1 protein-coding gene is annotated in these 431 nt (G+C 42.0%); it reads left to right on the forward strand.

The window, feature by feature from the left end; all coding sequences use genetic code 11:
* The first annotated feature begins 255 nt into the window (after window positions 1-255).
* Window positions 256-381, forward strand: a complete 126-nt coding sequence (locus ACNKXS_RS15115; protein WP_417921606.1) for a hypothetical protein — start codon at window positions 256-258, stop codon at window positions 379-381.
* The last annotated feature ends 50 nt before the right edge of the window (window positions 382-431 follow it).

Below are 431 nucleotides of genomic sequence, written 5' to 3' on the forward strand. Positions count from 1 at the left end.
CAGATCGTCGCTGATCTATCAAGCAACCTGATCTATTTTGGGGACCTGGATAGTGATCAACTGAATTATAATTTTCAGATTCTGGATTAAACGTTGCAACGACCACACAGCGACCTGACCTATTCCGGAGACCTGGATAGTGATCGACTGAGCTACAGGATCTATTCCGGGAAACTTGGTAACGATCAACTGAGTTATTAGGTTTCTTTCTGGACCTGGATAATGATCGACTGAACTTAGGAATCAACTGAACAATTGGATATATTTCTAAACCTGGATAACGATCAACTGAGCTACAGGATCTACATAGCTACAGGATCTATTACGGGAACCTTGTTAATGATCTACACAACTATTGGCTCTACTCCAGATCGTCGCTGATCTATCAAGCAACCTGATCTATTTTGGGGACCTGGATAGTGATCAACTGA

It is taken from the genome of Christiangramia marina (genome assembly GCF_048285865.1).
GTDB lineage: Bacteria > Bacteroidota > Bacteroidia > Flavobacteriales > Flavobacteriaceae > Christiangramia > Christiangramia marina.